16 protein-coding genes and 1 tRNA gene are annotated in these 23966 nt (G+C 70.9%); 5 read left to right on the top strand and 12 right to left on the bottom strand.

The features are described from left to right. Positions 1-10 precede the first annotated feature (10 nt). Entirely contained in the window at positions 11-1573 is a 1563-nt protein-coding gene (locus tag ACFQBR_RS02460) for a branched-chain amino acid ABC transporter permease (RefSeq protein WP_344181708.1), read from the bottom strand. Positions 1574-1894: 321 nt separating this feature from the next. After that, positions 1895-2458, bottom strand: coding sequence for an ANTAR domain-containing response regulator (locus ACFQBR_RS02455; protein ID WP_267950446.1), 564 nt, complete (start codon positions 2456-2458; stop codon positions 1895-1897). Positions 2459-2614: 156 nt separating this feature from the next. On the opposite strand from ACFQBR_RS02455, the gene ACFQBR_RS02450 reads away from it, so the two are divergent. From ACFQBR_RS02450 to ACFQBR_RS02440, 3 genes are all read left to right on the top strand, one after another. Beyond that, positions 2615-2687 (top strand) — tRNA-Leu (locus tag ACFQBR_RS02450). Between the two features lie 71 nt (positions 2688-2758). Then, the gene (locus ACFQBR_RS02445; RefSeq protein WP_344181710.1) at positions 2759-3544 is read left to right on the top strand and encodes an LAGLIDADG family homing endonuclease; all 786 of its coding nucleotides are present in this window, start codon (positions 2759-2761) and stop codon (positions 3542-3544) included. Positions 3545-3753: 209 nt separating this feature from the next. Beyond that, positions 3754-4713 (top strand): DUF1266 domain-containing protein, encoded by a 960-nt coding sequence (locus tag ACFQBR_RS02440; protein WP_344181747.1) that lies wholly within the window; start codon positions 3754-3756, stop codon positions 4711-4713. Positions 4714-4837: 124 nt separating this feature from the next. Here the strand turns inward: ACFQBR_RS02440 and pyk are convergent, their stop codons facing one another. Then, on the bottom strand, positions 4838-6271 hold the full coding sequence (gene pyk, locus ACFQBR_RS02435; protein ID WP_344181712.1) for a pyruvate kinase: 1434 nt from the start codon (positions 6269-6271) through the stop codon (positions 4838-4840). Positions 6272-6439: 168 nt separating this feature from the next. Between pyk and ACFQBR_RS02430 the strand changes: the two genes are divergently transcribed. After that, positions 6440-7147 (top strand): maleylpyruvate isomerase N-terminal domain-containing protein, encoded by a 708-nt coding sequence (locus ACFQBR_RS02430; protein ID WP_378551879.1) that lies wholly within the window; start codon positions 6440-6442, stop codon positions 7145-7147. Between the two features lie 120 nt (positions 7148-7267). On the opposite strand, the gene ACFQBR_RS02425 is transcribed toward ACFQBR_RS02430, so the two are convergent. The 5 genes from ACFQBR_RS02425 to gltB form a co-directional block, all read right to left on the bottom strand. Continuing rightward, on the bottom strand, positions 7268-8578 hold the full coding sequence (locus ACFQBR_RS02425; RefSeq protein WP_344181714.1) for an MFS transporter: 1311 nt from the start codon (positions 8576-8578) through the stop codon (positions 7268-7270). Between the two features lie 122 nt (positions 8579-8700). Beyond that, complete coding sequence (locus tag ACFQBR_RS02420) at positions 8701-9600, bottom strand: prenyltransferase (RefSeq protein WP_267950448.1); 900 nt, start codon at positions 9598-9600, stop codon at positions 8701-8703. 74 nt (positions 9601-9674) lie between these two features. Beyond that, entirely contained in the window at positions 9675-10058 is a 384-nt protein-coding gene (locus ACFQBR_RS02415) for a DUF2784 domain-containing protein (protein ID WP_344181716.1), read from the bottom strand. 417 nt (positions 10059-10475) lie between these two features. Further along, positions 10476-11948 (bottom strand): glutamate synthase subunit beta, encoded by a 1473-nt coding sequence (locus ACFQBR_RS02410; protein ID WP_267945757.1) that lies wholly within the window; start codon positions 11946-11948, stop codon positions 10476-10478. A 32-nt stretch (positions 11949-11980) separates the two neighbouring features. Beyond that, complete coding sequence (gene gltB, locus ACFQBR_RS02405; RefSeq protein ID WP_344181719.1) at positions 11981-16537, bottom strand: glutamate synthase large subunit; 4557 nt, start codon at positions 16535-16537, stop codon at positions 11981-11983. 571 nt (positions 16538-17108) lie between these two features. On the opposite strand from gltB, the gene ACFQBR_RS02400 reads away from it, so the two are divergent. Beyond that, positions 17109-19031 (top strand): bis-aminopropyl spermidine synthase family protein, encoded by a 1923-nt coding sequence (locus ACFQBR_RS02400; protein WP_352982970.1) that lies wholly within the window; start codon positions 17109-17111, stop codon positions 19029-19031. A gap of 215 nt (positions 19032-19246) precedes the next feature. Here the strand turns inward: ACFQBR_RS02400 and ACFQBR_RS02395 are convergent, their stop codons facing one another. The 4 genes from ACFQBR_RS02395 to ACFQBR_RS02380 form a co-directional block, all read right to left on the bottom strand. Then, positions 19247-20305, bottom strand: coding sequence for a hypothetical protein (locus ACFQBR_RS02395; protein ID WP_344181724.1), 1059 nt, complete (start codon positions 20303-20305; stop codon positions 19247-19249). A 156-nt stretch (positions 20306-20461) separates the two neighbouring features. Beyond that, positions 20462-21715 carry a hypothetical protein gene (locus tag ACFQBR_RS02390; RefSeq protein WP_344181726.1) on the bottom strand — a complete coding sequence of 418 codons (1254 nt, stop codon included), beginning with the start codon at positions 21713-21715 and terminating at the stop codon, positions 20462-20464. 98 nt (positions 21716-21813) lie between these two features. Continuing rightward, on the bottom strand, positions 21814-22926 hold the full coding sequence (lgt, locus tag ACFQBR_RS02385; RefSeq protein WP_344181753.1) for a prolipoprotein diacylglyceryl transferase: 1113 nt from the start codon (positions 22924-22926) through the stop codon (positions 21814-21816). Positions 22927-22981: 55 nt separating this feature from the next. Continuing rightward, on the bottom strand, positions 22982-23959 hold the full coding sequence (locus tag ACFQBR_RS02380; protein ID WP_344181728.1) for a DsbA family protein: 978 nt from the start codon (positions 23957-23959) through the stop codon (positions 22982-22984). Positions 23960-23966: the final 7 nt, after the last annotated feature.

Raw genomic sequence — 23966 nt, 5'->3', positions numbered from 1 at the left:
TCTACCTCTCCTAGCCGACCCGCTCGCGCCGACCGAGCAGGCCCTGGGGCCTGACCAGCAGCATGAGGATCATCAGGGCCAGTGCCCACGCTTGCATGAGCTGGGACGGGAACCACAGGGTGGACAGCATCGCCACCAGGCCGACGGCCAGACCGCCGACCATCGCGCCGTACGCCGTGCCGAGACCGCCCAGGATGACCGCCGCGAACATCAGCAGCAGCAGGCGGAAGCCCATCTCGTACTCGACCACCTGGTTCAGCCCGTAGAGCACGCCGCCCAGAGCCGCCAGACCGCCGCCGAGACCCCACACGTACAGGGTCACCCGGTCCACGTCGATACCCGACGACTCCGCCAGGTCACGGTTGTCCGACACCGCCCGCATCGCCTTGCCGATCCGGGTGAACTGCAACAGACACGCCACGGCCACCAGCACCGCGACCGCCACACCCATGATCACCAGGTCACGCGGCGCCATCGCCACCGGACCCAGCTGGACCAGCTCCTGGATCTGGTAACCCGCATAGCGGTTGCGGCCCGCACCGAAGATCACCAGGATCACGTGGCGCAGGATCAGCGCCAGACCGATCGACACGATGAACATCTGGATCAACGCCACATTGCGGTGCCGCAGCGGACGCCAGATGTAGCGCTCCATCGTCCCGCCCAGCACCGCGCCCATGACCACCGCGATCGCGGCGGCCAACCACAGCGGCACCTGCCAGTCGATCGAGTCGCCCATCACCCCCAGCGTCGTCGCCAGCGCGATACCGCCGAAGATCGCCACCCACTGGGCCACGATCAGCGTCGTCCGCGGAAGCCTCGCCTCCAGCAACCCGCCGATCAGGACCGCGATCCCGATACCCGCGAAGATCGCCAACAGGGAATTGCCCAACCCCGCGGCACCCGTGCTGAACAACAGCGCCACCATCGCACCGAAGGTCACCATGTCACCGTGGGCGAAGTTGATCATCTTCGTCGTACCGAAGATCAACGACAGACCGATCGCGGAGATCGCGATCACCAGGCCGAAGAGGATCCCCGACACGGTCAACTGCAGGAACTGGGCTCCGAAGGAACTGCCGCCGCCCGTCGTCGGCGCGACCGCCCCGTCCTCTCCCCCGGCCTCGCCGCCGGAGTCGTCCGCCGCGTCCTCCGAGGGGGACTCCGAGGCGTCACCGCCCTCCGCGGCGCCCGCGCCCTCCAGGGCCACGATGAGGGGACGCCGGTCGTCGGCCTCGACCTCGACCTCGGTCTCGCCGTCGACGATGATGCCCTCTCGTACGACGTACTCGCTGGGGACGGACTCCTGGTCCACCACTACGCGGTAGGTGCCCGGTTCGGGCAGCTCCACTTCCCACATTCCATCAGAGTCGGTCTCCGCCGCCCCGATCTCGTCCTCACCGTCGTAGACCGTGATCCCGATGCCTTCGACACCTTGATCCCGGTTCTCCGGGTTGAGGATCTGACCGTGCAGCGCTTCACCGCCCTGTTCGTCTGCCGCTGCCACTGGCCCGGGGATCACCAGGATGGCGGTGATCAGGGCGAGCAACACGGTCACGAGACGTGTGCGCACGCGCGCTCCTTGCGCATCTGAGGGTGACGGCACCAAATGCGAGCATTCGACACCGCTTGTCCTTTACTGTTCGGTGCGGCGAGTTTAGCCCGGTTTAGCCTGGTCATTCAGCAGAGCTAAAGCCACGTGACCCAACCGTCACCCCATTGTGCGCAAACGAGATCAAAATGGTATCCATCGCCCGTTGACGGTGGCCATTCGTCTAGTTTTCGTCACCCCCGGCACACCGCCCCTCACCCTCCCTCCCCCGGACACGACAACGGGGCCCCACCCGGTCGGGTGCGGCCCCGGTTCAGGGTCGCGGGGGTCGGCCCGGTCGGCCTACTGTCCCCCGAGGGTCTCGACGACCGTCTCGGCGACCTTCCTCATGGTCAGTCTCCGGTCCATCGAGTTCTTCTGGATCCACCGGAACGCCTCGGGCTCACTCATCCCGTGACGCCCCTGGAGAAGCCCCTTGGCCTGCTCGACCAGCTTGCGGGTCTCGAGACGGTCCTGGAGGTTGCCGACCTCCGACTCCAGCGCCGCCAGTTCGGCGTAGCGGGAGGTGGCCATCTCGATGGCCGGCACGAGGTCCGACTTGTTGAACGGCTTGACCAGATAGGCCATGGCCCCGGCGTCCCGCGCGCGCTCCACCAGCTCTCGCTGGGAGAAGGCGGTCAGGATGACGACCGGCGCGATGCGCTCACCGGCGATGCGCTCGGCGGCCGAGAGGCCGTCGAGCACCGGCATCTTGATGTCGGTGATCACCAGGTCGGGCTTGAGCTCCCGGGCAAGCCGGATAGCGGTCTCCCCGTCCCCGGCCTCGCCGACGACGGCGTAACCGTCCTCTTCCAGCATCTCCTTGAGGTCCAGGCGGATCAGGGCCTCGTCTTCCGCGATCACCACACGGCTCTGCGTCCTCGTCACGTACATGAGGTTACAGAGATCCGCTAGGATGCTGAGCGTCGGGACCGGCAATGCGCGCCAATCGTGACACCACCGTTGGCCGGGGCCGCTGGCCGACCGGGAAAACTACAGAGAATGTCTTGACAAATTCTCCAAGCCCTGGTAGCCCAATGGCAGAGGCAGCAGATTCAAGTCCTGCGCAGTGTGGGTTCGAATCCCACCCAGGGTACGAGAGCCACCCCAAGGGGTGGCTTTTCTGCTTCTCGGAGCATTGACCGGACGTGGGCGAATCTTCACTCTATGTACTCACGCGACATCGTTGAAGAGACTTTTCGCCTCAAGGCCCTCGGCCTGACCGACCGCGCCATCGCGGAACAGTGCGGCGTCTCCGTCCAAGCGCTCAGGCACTGGCGCTACGGCACCCGGCGGTCCCCGCAGACGGAAGCCGACCGGACCGCTTACTGCCCTGTCTGCGGGACTGGTGCCCTGGACCCCGCAGCCTACGTCTACCTGCTCGGTCTCTATTTGGGAGACGGGTACATCGGACGTATCCGCAACGGGGTCGACTACCTGTCGATCGCCTGTTGCGACACATGGCCCGGCCTCATCGAGGAGTGCGCACGAACGATATCCACGGTCTTCCCCGTGGGTGCCTTCCAGGTACGGCGCCAGGGCTGTACGGAGGTCAAGGGAACCTCCAAGCACTGGCGCTGCATCTTCCCGCAGAACGGCAAGGGAATGAAGCACTCACGACCGATCATCCTCGAACCCTGGCAGCAGGAGGCCGTCGACGAGTGCCCCGAACCCTTCATCCGAGGACTGATCCACTCCGACGGCTGCCGCGTGTCCAACCGTGTGCGCAAGAAGACAGACGGAGGATGGAAGTACTACGAGTACCCCCGCTATTTCTTCTCCAACACGTCACAGGACATCAGCAACCTTCTTGTCCATGCCCTCGACCGGCTCGGCATCTCATGGAGGCGCCGAGTGGAGGTGAAGCTCCCGAACCGGGATGCGTTCATCGTGTCGGTGTCGAAGCGGGCGGCCGTAGCGCGGATGGACGAGTTCGTGGGGCCCAAGTACTGAGGAGCGGTCAGCGGGGCCAGAACCTGCGTAACTACCCGGGCAGTTCGACCACACATGGGCCTTTTGTCACTTTATCCCCGGGCAAGGCGGGCCGAACCGGTCACATCACGGCCACAACCTGAGTACAACCCGTGGGTTCGGTCGCCCCGGCGACCGCGTGTCCCTGATCCTTGAAGATCACGGACGAGTTCTCAGGAGAGGAGCAGCAGGTGCTGACCGCGGTGGCCGGAATCGTCGGCGCACTGGTAATCGGCGCCTGGGTCGTGGTGGCCTGGGGCTCCCGACGCCGCCAGCCCTGGTTGCTGACCCCGTTCGCCCTGCTCGTCGTCCTTCTCGTGGCCGTGGGCCAGGCGGGATGGTCGTTCCTCCCCGCTGCGGCGCTCGTCGCCGGCTCCTTCGCCGAGCTGGTCATCGGCGCCCGTGAGTCCCCCGCCGTGCGCACCAAGGACCCGGACGCGCCGCTGAGCACGGAGCGCTGGGCGGCCGCCGTCGCCGCCCCGTTCCGGGTGGCGCTCGCCGAGCCCTGGGACGTGGTGGCGCGCCCGTCGCTGCGCCGCCGCTACCGGCGGCTGCTGGAGCGCCAGTGGCAGGTGACGGACCGGGAGTCGCTCCTGGCGGCCGTGGAGGGTCTTCTGGACGAGTTGCACACGAGTCCGACCCTGGACCTGGTCGTGGACCTGAGGGGCGGGATCGCGCGTTCCCGGTTCCCCCGGGACGAGGGCGGCCAGGCAACGGGCGGGCACGTGCTGCTGACGCCGGAGCAGGTCGTCCGGCTGCGTGCCGTCACGGGGGTCGGCGAGGCCGACGAGACGGTGATCATCGGGGCGTACCAGTGGTGGCGGTCGGTGCACGTGATCCGGTTGGTGTGCGGGGGCGCGACCCTGGACTGGCTGAGCCCGGTGGAGACGCAGACCCTGTTGCGGCGGGTGGCCTCGGACCTGCAGCGCCGGTACTCGTCGTGGCAGCAGTTGTCGACGGCTTTCCACGCGGGGTACCTGCTGTGGCGGGACAAGGGCGTGGAGGGGGACCACGGGGGGACGGACCGGGTGTGGGCGGCTCTGGGTCTGCTCACCGAGGATGTGCGGAGTCCGTGGAACCTGCTGCCGTGGGACATGCCGTTGGAGCGGGTCATTCCCGAGGGCGGGCTGGCGGCCAACCCGGAGCCGTAGGGCTCCGGAAAGACGTCGGCCGCACCTGGCCCTGACCCGGTGGGTCGGCGCGGCTCATACGCCGTTCCTCCGGGCCGGACCTGATGCGGCACGTCTTGCGGGCGCCCGTCGCGGGCGCCGGGTCCTACGTGGTTCCGAGCGCGACGGCGTCGCCGAGGCGGTGGACGCGCAGGGAGTTGGTGGATCCGGTGGTTCCGGGCGGGCTGCCGGCCACGATGACGACCTTGTCGCCCTTGGTGTAGTCGCCGAGCTGGAGGAGTTCGGCTTCGACCTGGCGGACCATGTCGTCGGTGTTGTCGACCCAGGGCACCAGGTTGGTCTCCACTCCCCAGGTGAGGGAGAGGGTTCCGCGGGTGGAGTTCTCGGTGGTGAACGCCATGAGCGGGATGGGTGAGCGGTAGCGGGCCAGGCGTCGGGCGGTTTCGCCGGACATGGTGAAGGCGACGAGGGCCTTGGCTCCGATGGTGGCGCCGATTTCGGCGGCGGCGCGTGCGATGGCTCCGCCGGTGGTCTCGGGTACCCGGTTGAGGATGTGCGAGGCGCGCAGGGAATCCTGTTCTGCGGCGCTGATGATGCGGGCCATCGTCTCGACGGTCTCGATGGGGTATTGGCCGACGCTGGTCTCTCCGGAGAGCATGACGGCGTCGGCGCCGTCGAGGACGGCGTTGGCGACGTCGGAGGCCTCGGCGCGGGTGGGCCGGGGTGATCCGATCATGGATTCGAGCATCTGGGTGGCGACGATGACCGGTTTGGCCTTGTCGCGGCAGCGTTCGACGGCGCGTTTCTGCACCATGGGGACGTTCTCGAGGGGGAGTTCGACGCCGAGGTCGCCGCGGGCGACCATGACTCCGTCGAAGACCTCGATGATGTCCTGGAGGCGTTCGACCGCCTGGGGCTTCTCGATCTTGGCGATGAGGGGGACGGTGATGCCCTCCTCGTCCATGATGCGGTGGCATTCCTCGGCGTCCGCGGGGCTGCGGACGAAGGAGAGGGCGACCATGTCGACGCCCTGGTGGAGGGCCCAGCGGAGGTCTGCCTCGTCCTTCTCGGTGAGGGCGGGGACGCTGACGGAGACGCCGGGGAGGTTGAGTCCCTTGTGGTTGGAGACGGTGCCGCCGTAGATGACGCGGGTGTGGACGTCAGTGCTGGTGGTCTTGGTGCATTCGAGGACGACGCGGCCGTCGTCGATGAGGACGCGGTCGCCGGGGCGGACGTCTCCGGGGAGTCCCTTGTAGGTGGTGGAGACGCGTGTGGCGTCGCCGGGGACGTCGTCGATGGTGACGGTGAACTCGTCTCCGGCGGTGAGTTCGACCGGTCCGTCGGGGAAGGTGCCGACGCGGATCTTGGGTCCTTGGAGGTCGGCGAGGACTCCGACTGCTCGTTGGGCCGACTCAGCGGCTTCGCGCAGGTTGGCGAGGCTGGCGCTGTGGTCGTCGTGGGTTCCGTGGCTGAGGTTGATACGGGCGACGTCGAGTCCTGCGTCGACGAGCTTGCGGAGGACTTCCGTGCTCGACGTGGCGGGACCGAGGGTCGCGACGATTTTTGCTCGACGTGTCACGCCTATCACTTTAGAGCGTCTGGGGGATGCAGTGGTCTAAACCAGGTTGCGAATGGACGTATCTCAGGCTGCGGGAAGACGAACGGGGGCGTTGCACGAACGGGGTTGTGGGTGGTGCGGGGGCTTTCTGTAGGTTGCCTGTGACGGTGGCGATTCTGGGAGGTTCTGGTGTTCTCGCGTGATGTGGTGCTGGGTGCGTTGGCGGTGGAGGTTGCCTCGTTGGACGCGGTGTTGTGGGGGTTGTCGGAGGAGGAGGCGGTGGTGGGGACGCGGTGTGCGCCGTGGGATGTGGCGGCGTTGGCGGCGCACACGGTGAGGGCGATGTTGCAGGTGGAGCCGATGTTGGTTGGTGAACCTGCGGTGACGGGAGGGGCGTTGGTTTCTGCTGGGGAGTATTACCGGCCGGATGTGCGGTTCTCGGCGGAGGTGAACGCGCATCGGGTGGGTTCGGCGGTGGAGGCGGCGGCGCGTCGTACGGACGCGGGTGAGTCGGGGCGGCTGTTGCGGGGGCGGTGGTCGCCGTTGGTGGCGCGGTTGGCGGCGGAGCCGGTGGACCGGGTGGTGGTGACGCGTCACGGGGACCGGATGCTGTTGTCGGATTTCCTGGTGACGCGGGTGGTGGAGTCGGTGTTGCACGGGTTGGACCTGGCGGACGCGCTGGGTCGGGATCCGTGGGTGTGCGGTGGGGCTTTGGACGTGGTGCGGGGGTTGTTGTTCGGGGAGGCCGATCCGGCGGTGGTGGAGGAGGTGGTGCCGGGTGCGTTGTCGGGTCGTGAGGCGGGGGTGGCCGCGGTGCGTTCGGTGACGGGCCGTGGGGGCGGTGTGTCCCGAGGTGCGTGGGAGGGGGCGGGGGTGCGGTTCCTGGCGTTGGGTTAGGCGGTGGGGGCGTGCCGGGGGCGGGTTCTGGGGGTTGGGCTTATTCGTCCCGGAGGGGCACGCCTGGGGCCTGCCCCGCCCGGCCCTGCCGCCCCCCCGGGGCGGCGGGTCGGGCGGGTGTCAGTGGGCGGGGTCGGCGCGGGCGGCCTGTTCGTTGGCGTCGGCGCGGGCGGTGGCGGTGCGCAGGTGGCGCAGGGCGAGGAGGGTGGCGGCGGTGAAGACGGCTGCGCCGAAGAGGGCGGGGGCCCGGAGGTCGGCACGGGCGAGGAGGCCGCCGAGGAGGGCGCCTGCGGGGGCGAGTCCGAGGCCGAGCATCTGCTTGGCGCTGCTGACGCGTCCCATGAGGTGTTCGGGGACGATGTGTTGGAGGATGCCGCTGGAGAGGACGGTGCCGTAGGCGCTGGCGGCGGCGACGAGGGTCCAGGCGGCGGCTGCGGTGGGGGCGTCGGGGGCGAGGGCGAAGAGGGTGCAGAAGGCCGCTTGGGCGAGGTATCCGGCGGTGATGCCGCGGTAGCGGCCGATGCGGTGTGCGGTGTTGCCGGCGAGGAGTGCGCCGCCGATGGCGCCGAGTGCGGCGGTGGCGAGGAAGACGCCGAAGAGGTGCGGGGGGACGCCGTAGTGGTCCTGGACGGTGAGGACGAAGACGGCGGTGACCGCTGCGGCGCCGAGGTTGAGGGTGGCGCCGAAGAGGATGAGGGCGCGTAGGGGCGGGTCGGTGTGGATGTGGCGCAGGCCTTGTCCGATGTCGTGGAGGACGGCGCGGACGGGGTTGGCGGGCGGGGTGGGGGGCTGGTCGGTGGGTGGTGCGGGGGCTCGGCGTGCGGTGAGGGGCAGTCCGAGGAGGATGAGGGCGCCGAGGGCGTAGGCTCCGGCGTTGGTGGCGAGGGGCAGGGCTGCGGCGATGGCGAAGAGGAAGCCGCCGAGGGGTGCGCCGGCGAATTCCTGGGCGACTTCGCGTCCGCCGACGAGCCGTCCGTTGGCGCGGTCGAGTGCGGTGCGGGCGAGGGCGGGGAGGATGGCCCTTCCGGCGGTGTCGTAGACGATCTCGCATGTCATGGCGGCGAACATGACGATGTAGAGGGTGGTGACGGTGGCGTTGCCGGTGGCGGTGAGGATCGCGAGGGCGGTGATGGCGGCGGCGCGGAGGAGGTTGGCGGCGACCATGGCCCTGACGCGGTCGACGCGGTCGACGAGGGCTCCGGCGAGGAGTCCGAAGAGGAGCCAGGGGAGGTAGCGGGCCGCGGTGAGTCCGGCGACGGCGAGGGGGTCGTTGGTGAGGGCGGCGGCGAGCATGGGCAGGGCCGTGAGCATGATGCCGTCGGCGAGGTTGCTGGAGAGGCTGCCTGCCCAGAAGCGGTGGAAGGCCGGGCTGAGGCGTGGTGTGGGTCGGGGGGAGGGTCGGCCGGGCGCGGGGGGTGTGTTGGTGGACATGTGCCTTCGGGGGTGCCGGTGGGGTGTCGGCGGGTGACTCTATCGAAGGCCGTCGGTTGTGCGGGTGGTTTTCGGGTGCGGGTGGGGGCCCGGTCGGTGGGCCGGGCCCGGTGGGCGGGTGTTCAGCGGTCGCGGCGGGGTGGTGGGAGGAAGGCGGCGACGCGGCCGTAGGCGCGGAGGATGCGCAGGCGTTGGATGGTGCGCATCCCTTCGCGTTCGATGGTGGCGGCGGTGTCCCAGTGTTCCCAGGCGGCGTCCCATCCGCCGTCGGGGCGTTGGCTGTTCTCGAAGTAGTCGAGGTTGCGGTCGATCTCGGCTTCGGTGAAGAGGGGCCGGGCGATGTGGCCGGGGTTGTCGGCGAGGTCGAGCGGTGTGTGGACGTGTCGCTGTCCGCAGGGTTTGGGGTTGACGTCGATGCCGGCGCGGATCATGGGGTGGAGGCGGTTGATGGCCTGGACGGCTCGGGGGCGGTCGGGCGCGTGTTGGAGGAAGGCGCAGATGCCGATGGCTTCGTGGGGGTCGGTCCAGTGGAGTGCGTCGATGCGTTTCCAGCACCAGGCGGTGGCGAGGTCGCGCCAGGGGTGGCTGATGTGGTGTTTGTGGAGGTAGCCGGTGATGTGGGCGGTGAGGCCGAGGTCGGCGGTGAAGTCGTCGCGGTGCTGCCACCAGGGGGCGGCCTCGCTGTAGCGGACGTTGGGCAGGACGGGGGGCAGGCCGCCGTCGGGTTCGCTGACGGTGGAGAGGTAGCGGCAGATGCCGAGTCCGACGGTGGTGGGGATGGGGCCGAGTTCGTCGAGGTGGCGCAGGGCGATCTGGGCGGCGGCGGGTTGGCTGGCGTGTCCGCGGAGGTCGGGGTCGAGTCCGTTGCCGTAGCCGCCGTCGAGGTTGCGGTAGGCGGTGAGTGCTTGGCGGACGGGTTCGGTGGGGCCGTTCTGGAAGAGGTGGGCGAAGCGGTGGCGGTCGATGAGTCGCGCGTTGCGCATGGTGAAGTGTTCCGCTGTGCGGAAGGAGTCCCAGGTCACGACGGTCATGTCTTCGACGGTACGTCCGCTGTCGGGCGCGGAGAATAGCTCGCGGGACAATCCATTCGCGTTCTTTACGCGGGGTTCGAAGCTTTGTGGTGTTTGCGTCTTCGGTGGTGGATGAGGTGTCCGGCCCAGGAGGCGGCGATGGTGGCGGCGACGGCGAGTTGGACCGTGAGGAGGTGTTGTGAGGGGTAGATGACGCCGGTGAGGTAGTGGTCGATGAAGCCGGTGGCGGGGAGTCCCGCCTGGCCGGCGTACTCGCGTCCCCAGTTCTCGAGGGCGGTGAGGGGGCACTGCCATCCGATGACGGTGACGCCGAGGCCGTAGAGGGCGCAGGCGAGGTGGGGCCAGAGGGTGCGGGGCCACCGCCAGGCGAGGAATCCGCCGAGGGCGACGTAGGCGAGGAAGAGCAGGTGGAGGAGCATGGCGGTGTCGCCGATGAGTCGGTAGGCCATGGACGTCGTCCTCCCTGGTGTGTCCGCGGGCGCTGTGGGCCCGCGGAGGGGCCGGCCCGGTGCGGGGCTCCGTGGGAGGGGTGCGGGGAGGCCCGGGCGCCGGATCGGGTCCGTCTGTTCCCAGTATCTCCGGGCGGGGCCGGGCGGGCCAGGGGGCGGTGCGGCCTGTGGAGGGGGGTGTCCGGGGCGCGGGCGCGCCCTGTGCCCGCGGCCCCGGCGACTGTGACCGCCCGCGGCCCGGCCTTGGACCGGCAGGCACCGGCAGGCACCGGCAGGCACCGGCAGGCACCGGCAGGCACCGGCAGGCACCGGCAGGCACCGGCAGGCACCGGCAGCCGGGAACGCGTCGGGCGCGGGGGGTGTTCCCCCCGCGCCCGACGCGTGGTGTGCTGCCGTGTCCCGCGGTGCGGGCGTCCCCTAGACCAGGGGGCGCTCGGTCGGCGGGATGGCCACCGGCAGGTTGGTGCCGCCGGGGAGGCCGGTCCCGGTGGCGAGGAAGCGGTCCACGCCCGCGGCGGCGGAGCGGCCCTCGGCGATGGCCCAGACGATCAGCGACTGGCCGCGCCCCATGTCGCCGGCGCAGAAGACGCCGTCGACGGTGGTGCGGTAGTCGCTGTCGCGCACGACGTTGCCGCGGCCGTCCAGTTCGACGCCGAGCTGGTCGATCATGCCCTCCTTCTGCGGGCCGACGAAGCCCATGGCGAGGGTGACCAGGTCGGCGGGGATCTCGCGCTCGGTGCCCTCGACGGGCTCGAAGCCGTTGGGGCCGCGCTTGACCTCGACCAGCTTCAGCGCGCGGACGTTGCCGTCCTGGTCGCCGAGGAACTCCAGGGTGTTGACGGAGTAGATGCGCCGTCCGCCCTCCTCGTGGGCGCTGGTGACCTTGTACAGCATCGGCATGGTCGGCCAGGGCTGGTGGTCGGGCCGCGTCGCCGGGGGCTTGGGCATGATCTCCAGCTGGGTGACCGACGCGGCCCCCTGGCGGTGGGCGGTGCCGACGCAGTCGGCGCCGGTGTCGCCGCCGCCGATGACGATGACGTGCTTGCCCTCGGCGTGGATGGGGGCGCGGTCGTAGTCACCCTCCTGCACCTTGTTGGCCAGGGGCAGGTACTCCATGGCCTGGTAGATGCCCTTGAGCTCGCGTCCGGGTGCGGGCAGGTCGCGCCAGGCGGTGGCTCCGCCGGTGAGGACGACGGCGTCGTGGCCGGCGCGGAGCTCGTCGACGGTGATGTCGACGCCGATCTCGACGCCGGTGCGGAAGGCGGTGCCCTCCGCGGTCATCTGGGCGAGGCGGCGGTCGATGTGCCGCTTCTCCATCTTGAACTCGGGGATGCCGTAGCGGAGGAGGCCTCCGATGCGGTCGGCGCGCTCGTAGACGGTGACGTCGTGTCCGGCGCGGGTGAGCTGCTGTGCGGCGGCGAGCCCGGCGGGGCCGGAGCCGACGACGGCGACCTTCTTGCCGGTGCGTGTGGTGGGGGGCAGGGGCTTGACCCAGCCCTCCTCCCACGCGCGGTCGATGATGGAGACCTCGACGTTCTTGATGGTGACGGCGGGCTGGTTGATGCCGAGCACGCACGCGGACTCGCAGGGGGCGGGGCAGAGCCGGCCTGTGAATTCCGGGAAGTTGTTGGTGGCGTGCAGGCGTTCGATCGCCTCGGCCCAGTCGTGGTTGTGGACGAGGTGGTTCCACTCGGGGATGAGGTTGCCGAGCGGGCAGCCGTTGTGGCAGAACGGGATGCCGCAGTCCATGCAGCGTGAGGCCTGCTTGGTGACGGTGGCGCGGTCGAAGTCCTCGTACACCTCGCGCCAGTCCTGGATGCGGACGTCGACGGGGCGGTGGGCGGGGAGTTCCCGCTCGGTGATCTTCAGGAAACCCTTGGGGTCGGCCATGGTGTTTCTCCTCCTCTCGTGTGGGCCGGCGCTCAGGACTGCGCGGAGGCCATGACGGCCTCGTTGACGTCGCGGCCGTCTCTTTCGGCCTCTGCCTGGGCGAGCAGGACCCGCTTGTAGTCGCGCGGCATGACCTTGGCGATCCGGGCGAGGCCGGTGTCGCCCTGGGCGAGGATGCGCCGGGCGACGTCCGAGCCGGTCTCGGCCAGGTGCCGGGTGAGGACGTCGGTGAGGTAGGCGCGGTCCTCGTCGGTGAGGGCGTCGATCTCGACCATCTCGGTGTTGACGCGCCGTGTGTCCAGGTCCAGGACGTAGGCGATGCCGCCGGACATGCCGGCTGCGAAGTTGCGGCCGGTGCGGCCGAGGACGACGGCGCGTCCGCCGGTCATGTACTCGCAGCCGTGGTCGCCGATGCCCTCGACCACGGCGAGCGCGCCGGAGTTGCGGACGCAGAAGCGTTCGCCGACGACGCCGCGGAGGAAGATCTCGCCGGAGGTGGCTCCGTAGCCGATGACGTTTCCGGCGATGATGTGGTCTTCGGCGACGAGCCGGGATTCGGCCGCGGGGCGGACGACGAGGCGGCCGCCGGAGAGTCCCTTGCCGACGTAGTCGTTGGCGTCCCCGGACAGGCGCAGGGTGACGCCCTTGGGCACGAAGGCGCCGAAGGACTGTCCCGCGGATCCGGTGAAGGACACGTCGATGGTGTCGTCGGGGAGGCCGTCGGCGCCGTAGCGCTTGGTGACCTCGTGTCCGAGCATGGTGCCGACGGTGCGGTTGACGTTGCGCACGGGCAGTTCGAGCCGGACGGGCCGGCCGAAGTCGAGCGCGCCCTCGCTGAGCTGGATGAGGGTGTTGTCCAGGGCCTTGGCGAGGCCGTGGTCCTGGATGCGCTGGTGGGTGCGGTGGTCGCCGGTGCGGGGTTCGACCTCGTGGAGGATGGGTGCGAGGTCCAGCCCCTGGGCCTTCCAGTGGGTGACGGCTTCGGTGGTGTCGAGCAGGTCGACGGCGCCGATGGCCTCGTCGAGGCTGCGGAAGCCGAGCCGGGCGAGGTACTCGCGGACCTCCTGGGCGATGAACTCGAAGAAGTTCACGACGTGGTCGGCCTGGCCGGAGAACCGTGCGCGCAGGGCGGGGTTCTGGGTGGCGACGCCGACGGGGCAGGTGTCGAGGTGGCAGACGCGCATCATGACGCAGCCGGAGACGACGAGGGGCGCGGTGGCGAAGCCGAACTCCTCGGCGCCGAGGAGTGCGGCGATGACGACGTCGCGTCCGGTCTTCATCTGGCCGTCGGCCTGGACGACGATGCGGTCGCGCAGGCCGTTGAGCAGGAGGGTCTGCTGGGTCTCGGCGAGGCCGAGCTCCCAGGGGGTGCCCGCGTGCTTGAGGGAGGTGAGCGGCGAGGCGCCGGTCCCCCCGTCGTGGCCGGAGATGAGGACGACGTCGGCGTGGGCCTTGGAGACGCCCGCGGCGACGGTGCCGACGCCCGCTTCGGAGACCAGCTTGACGTGGACCCGTGCGGACGGGTTCGCGTTCTTGAGGTCGTGGATGAGCTGGGCGAGGTCCTCGATGGAGTAGATGTCGTGGTGCGGCGGCGGGGAGATGAGCCCGACGCCGGGGGTGGAGTGCCGGGTGTCGGCGATCCACGGGTAGACCTTGTGGCCGGGCAGCTGGCCGCCCTCGCCGGGCTTGGCGCCCTGGGCCATCTTGATCTGGATGTCGTCGGCGTTGCTGAGGTAGTGGGAGGTGACGCCGAAGCGGCCGGAGGCGACCTGCTTGATGGCGCTGCGCCGCAGGTCCCCGTTGGCGTCGGGGGTGAAGCGGGCGGGGTCCTCGCCGCCCTCGCCGGTGTTGGACTTGCCGCCGAGGCGGTTCATCGCGATGGCGAGGGTCTCGTGTGCCTCGGCGGAGATGGAGCCGTAGGACATGGCTCCGGTGGAGAAGCGCTTGACGATCTCGGAGACGGGTTCGACCTCGTCGACGGGGACGGGTTCGCGCACGCCCTCGCGGAGGCGGAAGAGCCCGCGCAGGGTCATGAGCTTCTCGGCCTGGTCGTCGATCTTGGAGGTGTACTCCTTGAAGATCTCGTACGTGCGGGTACGGGTGGAGTGCTGGAGCTTGAACACCGTCTCGGGGTTGAAGAGGTGGGGTTCGCCCTCGCGGCGCCACTGGTACTCGCCGCCGACGTCCAGGCGCCGGTGGGCGCCGGGGTTGGCGGCGTGGGCGCGGCGGTGGCGGATGGCGACCTCTTCGGCGAGGACGTCGAAGCCGACGCCGCCCAGGCGTGAGGTGGTTCCGGTGAAGCAGCGGTCGATGACCTCGGCGCCGAGGCCGAGGGCCTCGAAGATCTGGGCCCCGGTGTAGGAGCTGACGGTGGACACGCCGATCTTGGACATGACCTTGAGGACGCCCTTGCCGAACGCCTTGACGGTGTTGCGGACGGCCGTGTCGGCGTCGACGCCGCCGAGGGTTCCGCGTTCGACCATGTCGCGGACGGTGGCGAGGGCCAGGTACGGGTTGACGGCGGAGGCGCCGTAGCCGACGAGGAGTGCCACGTGGTGGCATTCGCGCACGTCGGCGGCTTCGATGAGGAGGCCGACCTCGGTGCGGGTCTTCTCGCGTACCAGGTGGTGGTGGACGGAGCCGGTGAGCAGGAGCGAGGGGACGGGTGCGCGGTCGGCGCCGGCCCCGCGGTCGCTGAGCACGAGGATGTGCGCGCCGTCGGCGATGGCCCGGGACACCTCGGTGTTGATCTGGTCGAGGCGTGCGGAGAGGGCGTCCCCGCCGCCGTCGACGGGGTAGGTGCCGTCGACGGTGTAGGTCCTGAGGGCGGGGTTGTCGCGGCCGGCGGCGACGATGGCGGCGAGTTCGGCCTGGTCCACGACGGGTGTGGGCAGGACGAGCCGCTGGGTGTCGCCGGGGGCGGCGTCGAGGATGTTGTGCTCGGCGCCGAGGAGGGTGGACAGGCTGGTGACCATCTCCTCGCGGATGGCGTCCAGCGGCGGGTTGGTGACCTGGGCGAAGTTCTGCGAGAAGTAGTCGAAGAGCTGCCGGGAGCGGTCGGAGAGCGCGGCGACGGGTGTGTCGGTGCCCATGGAGCCGATGGGCTCGGCTCCGGTGCGGGCCATGGGGGTGAGGATGACGCGGAGTTCTTCCTCGGTGTAGCCGAAGACCTGCTGGGCGAGGTTGAGCTCGGTGACGGGGACGGGGTCGGCGGCGGGGAGTTCGGCCAGGCGCAGGACGCCGGAGTCGATCCACTCCTGGTAGGGGTGTTCGGCGGCGAGTTCGGCCTTGATCTCCTCGTCCTCGATGATGCGGCCCTGCGCGGTGTCGACGACGAAGATGCGGCCGGGCTGGAGGCGTCCCTTGCGGACGACGGTGGCGGGGTCGATGTCGAGGACGCCGGCCTCGCTGGCGAGGACGACGAAGCCGTCCTCGGTGACCCAGTAGCGGCCGGGGCGCAGCCCGTTGCGGTCCAGGACGGCGCCGACGACGGTGCCGTCGGTGAAGGACACCGAGGCGGGGCCGTCCCAGGGCTCCATGAGGGTGGAGTGGTACTCGTAGAAGGCCCGGACGGCCGGGTCCATCTCGGTGTGGTTCTCCCACGGCTCGGGGATCATCATGAGCACCGCGTGCGGGAGGGTGCGTCCGCCGAGGTGGAGGAGTTCGAGGGCGTCGTCGAAGGACGCGGTGTCGGAGTCGTCGGGGTCGACGATGGGGAAGATGCGGTCGAGGTCGCCGGGGATGAGGTCGCTGGCGAGCTTGGCCTCGCGTGCGCGCATCATGTTGCGGTTGCCCTTGACCGTGTTGATCTCGCCGTTGTGGGCGACGAAGCGGAACGGGTGGGCGAGCGGCCAGGACGGGAAGGTGTTGGTGGAGAACCGGGAGTGGACCAGGGCGAGGCCGGACGCGTAGCGCCGGTCGGACAGGTCGGGGAAGAACGGTTCGAGCTGCGGGGTGGTGAGCATGCCCTTGTAGGCGATGGTGCGCGGGGACAGGCTCGGGAAGTAGACGTCGGTCTCGTGCTCGGCGCGCTTGCGGACGCAGTAGGCGTGGCGTTCGAGTTCGATGCCGGTGAGGCCCTCGGTGGGGGTGCCCGGGGTGCCGGTGATGAAGAGCTGCCCGAAGTAGGGCATGGCCTGGCGGGCGGCGGGGCCGCTGTACTGGGGCTCGAAGGGCAGTTCGCGCCAGCCGAGGAGGGTCAGCCCCTCGTCGGCGACGATGGCGTCGATGGCCTCGACGGCGGCGGCGCGCTCGGCGGCGTCGACGGGCAGGAAGGCGATGCCGGTGGCGTAGGCGCCGGACTCGGGGAGTGCGAAGTCGCAGACCTCGGTGTAGAGCTCGTGCGGGATCTGGGTGAGGATGCCCGCGCCGTCCCCGTCGTCGGGGTCCGCGCCGGAGGCGCCCCGGTGGTCGAGGTTGCGGAGGACGGTGAGCGCCTTCTCGACGATGTCGTGGCTGCGCCGGCCGGTGAGGTCGGCGACGAAGCCCACACCGCAGGCGTCGTGCTCGAAGGTGGGGTCGTACAGGCCCTGGGAAGTGGATTCTGCGTTCGTTCGGACGGACGAACGCCGCACCTGAGCAGCGGGCATCTACCCTCCCTGTCGTCTCTTGTCGGCTTTGTGAAAAGCGCATTCGGGACGACATTGGCCCTGCTGCGTGCGGATGAAGTTGTGTGCCGTGTGAGCGGCGGTTCCCGCTGGGCGGGCGCCTCTCGCGCTACCGTCGCGCGTCCACGTCCTCGTGGTCGCCGGTGGCGGTCGGGGTCCCTGTTGCGGGCGGGTTCCCTTATACACGCTGGTCCGGCCGCGATGCGAATCGAAGGTCTAGACCAGATGGCGCCGCGGTGCGCCGGTGTTCGCGGTTCGCCCGCGGGGGGCGGTGCTGTCCCTCTCGGTTGTCCCCGATGAGGGCTGGCCTAGCCGGTTTTTCCACGAGGGAACCCCGCTAAACCTCCCAAAGTGGATAAAACCCCGACTGTGGGTCGGTGTTCCGCTCCGGGACCGCGTGACGCCGTGTACCGGTGGTCAACATTACCCCGGCGTTAACGCACCGCCCAAGGGGGCCCGGGTCCCCCACGTGGGTGATCTGTCCCTCACCCGAGACGGACCGTTCTGACCTGGGCGGCCACGGCCACCCGCCGACCCGTGGGACCATCGGTGGATGGCAGGCCACCCGACTTTCCCGGACCCGGACGACCACGGTTCCGCACCCCCCGACCACACCCCACGAACACCAGGAGTCACGGTTTCGGACACCTCCCCCGCGCACCCGCCCGGGGGCGCGCCGCCGCTGCCCGAGGCCGCGTTGCGGCTGCTGCGCGACCACGGCGTGGACATGCCCCGGCTCCGCCGGGTCCTGGCGCTGCTCGCCGACGGCCGGTGGTGGGGCGCCGACGACCTGGTCCGGGGTACGGGTGTCGCGTACACGCTGGTGTCGTCGCTGCTCAAGGCGCTGGACGAGGCCGGTGAACTCGCCACCGAGAGCGCCGGCCGCCAGAGCCGGGTACGCCTGGCGCGGCCCTCCGGCTACGCCGGCGCGGCCGGCGACGACCTCGCCGACCCCGTGGCGCACCTCCTCCCCCGGTACGCCCGCGCCCACGCCGAGCTGGCGCGCGCCGTGGCCGAGGGGCCCGCCTCCGACCTGGACCTTGACCACGTCACCGCGACCGCGGAGACGGCGCTGCGCCGTGCCCTGTTCCTGGCCACGCGCTTCGACCTGCACGACCGGGTCCTGCTGTGCGTGGGCGACCACGACCTGACCTCGATCGCGCTGACGCTCGTGTGCCCCGGCGCCCGGGCCGAGGTCGTCGACATCGACGAGCGTGTGCTGGCGCACATCGACGCGCTGGCCGACAGGCTGGACCTGCGGGTGCGGACCCACACGGCCGACCTGCGCCTGGGGCTGCCGTCCACGGTGCGCGGCGTCGCGGACGTGGTGTTCACCGATCCCCCGTACACCGCCGACGGGGTGGAGCTGTTCGTGCGCCGCGGCGTGGAGGGCATGGCCGACCCCCGCCGGGGGCGGGTCCTGGTGGCGTACGGCGCCAGCGAGACCACGCCCAAGCTGGCGGCCGCCACCCAGTCGCGGCTGGCGCGGATGGACCTGCTGTTCGAGGCGGTGTGGCCGGACTTCAACCGGTACCACGGCGCGGAGTCCATCGGCGCGGCCTCCGACCTCTACGTGCTCCGGCCGCTCACGCGCGCCCCGGCGCCGCCCTCGGGCGACGCCGCCAGGGTGTACAGCCAGGGGGTGAACGCCAAGGAGGCCCGGGGCGGCCTCGACGCCGGGCGCGCCCGTGCGGTGCTCGACCGCGTGCGCGAGGACCTGGACGGCCGGGGGGCCGCGGACAGGGGCCGCGGGGACGGCGACGGGCGCGGGGACGGCGGCCGGGCCGCCGCCGGGGGCGCGGAGCCGACGCTGGTGGGCGAGTGGCCGTCGGAGGCGTCGGCGGCCGGGCGGGTACGGCTGTCCACCTGGATGGACGCGCCCGCGCCCGTGGGCGACTGCGCCGTGCTCAACCTGACCGGCGGGTGGGAGCGGCTGGCGGCGCGTGCGGCCCTGGCCTCCGCCGCGGACACGGTGTATGCCCTGGTCCCCTCCTCCGCGGCGTGCGTGCGCGACGCCGCGGGGCAGCGGGGTCTGCGCGCCCTGGTGGAGCCCCGCTTCCGGGTGCGGTTCCTGCGCGGGTTCGGCGCCGACGACCTGACCGCGGTACGCCTGACACGGCGCCCGCCGGACGCGGACGAGCCGGGTGCGGGCGCGCCGGGCGGGGCGGGAGCGCGTGCCGAGGAGGGCCGGGGAGGGGTCCCGGAGGGCGAGCGGGTGCAGGGGGTTCCGGACGCCGCTGTCGACCTCCTCCTGACCCACGTGCAGGAGCGGGCGCACGGCACGCTCACCGCCACGCTGAGGGCCGGGCTCGTCGAGGTGTCGGCGCGCGGGGGCCGCCCGGCCAACAAGCGCACCGCACGGCAGGCCGTGTCCACGGCGCCGTGGTGGCTGGCCGGCCACACGCTGCTCGACCTGCCCGAGCACCGCTTCGCGGAGCTGCGGGGCGTGGCCGCCGCACTGCTCGCCCAGGTGTAGGTCCCGCCCCGGCCGGCGCCGCACGGGGCTGTCCGGGGCAGCACGGCGCAGGCGGGGCCCGACTCCCCCGGTCGCCACGCCACGGGCGGGGACACCCGCCCGCCGGGCCCCGCCGGGGCCGGTGGACGGCCGCACGGGGTCCGCGGGGGAACTCCCGCCCCGGCACGCGCGGAGGGGCCCGGAGGACGTGTCCTCCGGGCCCCTCCGCGCGCGGTTCAGCCGGTTCCGGTGCCGAGGCCCTCGGTTCCGGCGGGGTCCTCCGCGGTGCCCTGCGTACCCGCGGGGTCCTGCACCGTGCCGTCGGTTCCGGCCGGGTCCTGCACCGTGCCCTCGGTCCCCGCCGGGTCCTCGACGGTGCCCTCCTGCGTGCCCTCGTCCGGCTGGCCGGTTCCGGAGCCGTCGTCGAGCTGCACCATCCGCCGGTAGAGCGGGTCGCGGAAGTTCGCCAGCGCCACGAGCGGGCCGGAGAGGCTGACCCTCTCCTCGACCGACTCGGATCCGGTGGGCTGGACCCACACCACGACCAGGTAGTGGCCGCTGACGATCGCGTCGCTGGCGCTGTAGCCCTCGCCCAGGCGGTCGAACGGGTCGGCGCCGGAGGGGGAGAGCACGAACCCGGGGTCCGGGGAGGCGTCGCCCTCCCCTTCGGCCCCGGCCTCGTCCGCCTCGGGCGCGTTCATGGCGGCGGCGACGGCCCTGCTCCCCTCGACGTCGGCGAGGTTGAACACGGCCGTCACGCCGAAGTAGGTGTCGGAGACGTAGGTGGCGCGTCCTGCCTGGGTGCAGTCGGCCTCGGCCAGGGCGGTGCGGACCTGCTCCCCCCACACCGCGGCCGAGCAGTCGTCGCTCAGGTCCGAGTCGCGCAGGGTGAAGTCGATCTCCTGGCTGGAGATCTCCGCGTTGCGGCTCTCGAACAGCTCTCCGGCGTTGAGGGCGCGGCTGTCGTCCTCACGGGAGGCCAGCACCTCGTTCATGCGGCCGGTGTCGATCACCCGGTACATGACGGGTCGGGTCTCCTGGGCGGCCTGGTCCGCTCCGCCCCCCTCGCCGAGGCGCATGTACAGCACGGTACCGAGCACGGCCAGCGCCACGACGGCCACTCCGGCCACCACGAGGAGGGGACGGCGGCGCCCCTTGGTCTCCTGCTTCCTCCGGCCTCCGGCCCGGCGGCGCCCACCCGTGCGGGAGGACGGCCCCGCCGACACCTCGTCGGACTCGCTGTTTTTCCTCCGGCGTCCGGCGGGACCGGACGCCGACGGTTCAGAAGGGGACACCCAGTGGACCTTTCCTCGGATGCGGGCCGGCCGCGCGCGCGTGGCCGGCCCGGTTCGCTTGGGGAGAGGGGCGGAAAGCACCCCGCCCGCACGACCCTGGCGGAAGGGTCGATCTGTCCGAGATCCTATCGGGGCGTCCGACAGGGCGGGACAGGCCTACTCCTCGGCCCGACCCGCCTCGACGACCTCCTCGTAGATGAATTGCGTGGAGTTCATGGAGGCCACGCTCAGCTTCGCCAGGTCGGCGTTGTCGCCCGGGTCTGCGCCGTCGGTGTCGGCGACCCAGAACACCGCCAGGTAGTGGCCCATGACCTGGGCGTTCGCCTGGCTGTAGCCCTCCTGGAGGCCGGGAATGTCGTCGCCGTTCTGCGTGAGCAGGAATCCGGCGTCGCTCTCGGCGTTGGTCGGGTCCAGGGAGGCCTCGACGTTGGCGGCCTCATCGGCGTTGGCCAGGTCGAAGACGGTGACCTGTGCGATGTGCTCCTCGCCCGCGTCGGTGTACACACCGGTGGCGGCCTGGATGCAGTTCGCGTCGATGAGGGTCTGGCCGAGCTCCTCGCCCCACACCAGTGAGGTGCAGGAGTCGGTGACGCTGCTCTGGCGGAGCTCCAGCGTCATGTCGTCGAGCCCGATCTCGCCGACCGCCCCGAACACGGACTCCTCGGTCATCGGCTCCGCGCCCTCGGGGCGTTCGTTGATCGCGCCGAACACGTCCTCGCGGTTGGGCTCGGACAGGTAGAGCTCCGGTGTGAGGGTGCTGTGCCCCTCCGGCGGAGCCACGACCGAGTCGTCGCCGCCCGAGACCGAGCCCCCCGACCCCGTGAAGAGCTGGAAGGTCAGCAGTCCGAGGAGGGCGACCAGCGCGATGCTGAACGCGCCCAGCAGGACGCCGAGGACGGCTGTGCCGCGCTTGCGCTTGCTCTGCTCGGCGAGGGTGTAGACGATCTGGTTGGGGCGGTCTCCCAGGACCGACACCTTCTTGATCGCGGACGCGGAGAAGGCCGAGACCTTGCCGACCCCGCCGCGCCTGGCCCCGGACGCCCTGCGCCTCGAGGCTCCGGCCGCGGTCGCCCCGCGGCCCTTCCTGCGGCGGGAGGACCGCCGGGAGCCGGCGGCCTCGTCCTCGGCCGGGGCCCCCTCCTCGTCCTCGTACTCGTCGTAGTCGTCGTACGCCTCGTCCCCGTCGGCCCGGTCCGCGGTGTCGGCGGTGTCGGCGGTGTCGGCGGTGTCGGCGTCGGACGTGCGGGTGTGACCGTACTCCGCGGAGAAGTCCTCCTCGGGGTCGTAGTCGTCCTCGCGGCCCTCGTCGTGGCCGTAGTCGTCGGCGTGGTCCTCGGTGTAGGCCCGGCCGGCGCGGCGTGAACCGCCGCGCCGTCCCCGGCGGCCGTACCCGGACTCAGCTCTGCTCACGGTCTTTCTCAATCGTCAACCCGTGGTCTGCTCGAAAGGTACAGGGCGTTCTCCGCTCCGCGGCCGGACACGGCCGGCCCGCGTTCAGGAGCCCTGCGCTACTCGGGCTTCGCCCCGGAATCGGTTCCCGTGTCTCCGGCGTCGTTCGCGGTCGAGCCCTCGGTACTAGATCGCTCAGGGCTCGGGTGGTATTCCGTGCCCGCCTCCTCTGAGCTGCCATTTTGCGTTCCGGAGCCCGTTTCTTCGCTGTCCACGGCGCTGTAGACGGTGCTGTCGTCGGGCACCTCACTGCCGGCTGTGGCGCCGAACACCTGGGTTCCGGCGTCGTGGCCGTAGGGGACGACGGCGGTGGAGAAGGAGTCGATGCGGCGTCCGGCCCACACGAAGTAGGCGAGCGCGCCGAGGAAGACGACGATGGAGGTCCAGTTGTTGAGGCGCATGCCCAGGAAGTCGTTGGCCGGGTCGACGCGCAGGTACTCGATCCAGAACCGGCCCGCGCAGTAGCCCATGACGTAGAGCGCGAAGAGCCGGCCGCCCTGGAGGGAGCCCTCGAAGCGGCGTCCGGCCCAGGCCAGGAGCACGGCCAGGAGCAGGCACCACAGGGACTCGTAGAGGAACGTGGGGTGGTACGTGGTGACGCCGAACTCCATGCCGGGGCGCAGGTGGCCCTCGGGGTAGGGGGTGATCTCCACGGCCCAGGGCAGGTCGGTGGGCGCTCCGAACAGCTCCTGGTTGAAGTAGTTGCCCCAGCGGCCGAGGGCCTGGGCGAGGGGGATGGTGGGGGCGATCGCGAACGACAGCTTGGACATGGACAGCCCGCGCTTGCGCGCCACCAGCCACACGCCCACGGCGCCCAAGGGCACGGCGCCCCAGATGCCGAGGCCGCCCTCCCACACGTACAGGGCGCGGATGGGCTCGCGGCCCTCGCCGAAGTACAGCTGGGCGTCGCTGATGACGTGGTAGAGGCGGCCGCCGATCAGTCCCAGGATCACGGCCCAGACGGCCATGTCCATGATGGTGCCCTTCTCACCCCCCATGGCTGCCCAGCGGCGCTCGCTCCAGACCACGGCGACGACGACGCCGGCGAGGATGCACAGCGCGTAGAAGTGGATCTGGAGGGGCCCGATCGGGATCGCGTTGATCTGGGGGCTGGGGATGGCCGCGAGGGCGCGGCCGAGCCCGGCCGCGCCCTCGGAAGCTGTCGACGACAGTGTCACTGCTCTGCTCTCGGGTTCGCCCCGCGTGCGGGGGGTGCTGTCAGGGGTGCTACTCCGCGCCCCCGTCACCCATGGGCTGGGTGTCGACCTCACCGGCGTCCGCGGAGGCGATCGCCTCGTTGAGGCCCCTGACCGTCATGGCGGTGTTGTTGTCGAGCAACTCGCCGTTGAGGTACACGGAAGGAGTGCCGCGGAACGTGTTGTCTCCGCTGTAGCGAGTGTAGGCCGTTCCGGTGGCGGTGATGATCTCGCCCGTGTAGGTGCCGTCGAGGAAGGCGGGGTCGTGCCCGTTGCCGGCTCCCCAGGAGATCAGGTCGGACAGGACCATGGTGCCGAGGGTCTCCTCGCCGATCTCCGCCATGGCGTCCTCGGTGAGCGCGGGCAGGTAGTCCTCGGTGAACGTGGTGACGACGGCGGCCTCCTCGTCGATCCGCCGGTCGAACTCGCCCTCCTGCTCGGCGTTGGCGTCGGTCTGGCGGAACCAGTCCTTGAGCTCGTCGACGGTGAAGCCCTCGTTGCCCTCGGTGGGCTGATTCTCGAAGAGGATGTCGTTGTACTCGACGAAGTAGCCGTGCTCGGCGGCGGCGCGTGCGGCGGCGCCGGCGCGCAGCGAGTTGCTGCTGATGGGCACCGGCTGCTGGGCGAAGATGCTCACCGGCCGGTAGTGCACGATGGCGTTGCCCTCGGCGGCGTTCCGTTTGAGGACGTCGCCGTTGAGCAGCTCGAACTGGCGGCAGGCGGGGCACTGGAAGTCGGCGTAGACCTCGACGACGGGCGCCTGCGCGCCCTCCTGGGCGAGGACGACGCTGCCGTCCTCCTGGAGGACCTGGGGCGGGAGCGCCCCTTCGTACCCGGAGCCGCGGCGGTCGGCGTTGAGCACGGCGAACCCGATGCCGACGACCAGGACGACGACGGCCGCGGCGGCGCCGATGACGATGAGCGTCTTGGTGCGTTTGGCCGCCCGCTTCTCCCGTTCGCGCTGTTCCCTGATTTTCTCGCGGGAGCGCTTGCGCGCTTCACTCCCCATGCTTTCC

This window comes from Nocardiopsis tropica (genome assembly GCF_042660575.1).
Classification (GTDB): Bacteria; Actinomycetota; Actinomycetes; order Streptosporangiales; family Streptosporangiaceae; genus Nocardiopsis; species Nocardiopsis tropica.
Note: the sequence above shows the minus strand (reverse complement) of the source record. Positions and strands in the feature narration are given on the sequence as shown.

Bases quoted from the DNA above. Each gene is read 5' to 3' on its own strand.
- ACFQBR_RS02400 (WP_352982970.1), top strand. From the start codon at position 17,109: ATGGCAGGCCACCCGACTTTCCCGGACCCGGACGACCACGGTTCCGCA.
- ACFQBR_RS02410 (WP_267945757.1), bottom strand. From the start codon at position 11,948: ATGGCCGACCCCAAGGGTTTCCTGAAGATCACCGAGCGGGAACTCCCC.
- ACFQBR_RS02445 (WP_344181710.1), top strand. From the start codon at position 2,759: ATGTACTCACGCGACATCGTTGAAGAGACTTTTCGCCTCAAGGCCCTC.
- ACFQBR_RS02415 (WP_344181716.1), bottom strand. From the start codon at position 10,058: ATGGCCTACCGACTCATCGGCGACACCGCCATGCTCCTCCACCTGCTC.
- gltB (WP_344181719.1), bottom strand. From the start codon at position 16,537: ATGCCCGCTGCTCAGGTGCGGCGTTCGTCCGTCCGAACGAACGCAGAA.
- ACFQBR_RS02380 (WP_344181728.1), bottom strand. From the start codon at position 23,959: ATGGGGAGTGAAGCGCGCAAGCGCTCCCGCGAGAAAATCAGGGAACAG.
- ACFQBR_RS02425 (WP_344181714.1), bottom strand. From the start codon at position 8,578: ATGTCCACCAACACACCCCCCGCGCCCGGCCGACCCTCCCCCCGACCC.